Source organism: Phosphitispora fastidiosa (genome assembly GCF_019008365.1).
GTDB lineage: Bacteria > Bacillota > Thermincolia > Thermincolales > UBA2595 > Phosphitispora > Phosphitispora fastidiosa.
The window spans coordinates 1-233 of record NZ_JAHHUL010000223.1 but is presented as its reverse complement, the minus strand read 5'-3'; the positions used below and the strand labels follow the sequence as shown (position 1 = coordinate 233).

The following is a 233-nucleotide window of genomic DNA, read 5'->3' as shown; positions in this document are numbered from 1 at the left end:
CATAGAACTTCGAATTGCCGCCGACATTGTAGTAATTGCCGGGATTGAACGCCTTGCCTTCCGCATCGTACCAGCTTTCATCCGGGCGGAAAAAACCCTTCTGGAAGATCGCGCGCGGATCGCGGTTCTCCGGACGGTCGGGCAAATGACCCCCCGCCTCCAGGATCAGGATGTCTGCACCCGATCCCGCCAGACCGGCGGCAATAGTCGACCCGCCAATCCCCGAACCGATG

Annotated in this window: 1 protein-coding gene; it reads right to left on the bottom strand. The window is 60.1% G+C overall.

Annotated elements, in window-relative coordinates:
* A partial coding sequence (locus tag Ga0451573_RS19595) for an NAD(P)-binding protein (protein WP_231685898.1) occupies nt 1-233 on the bottom strand: 233 nt, incomplete at both ends.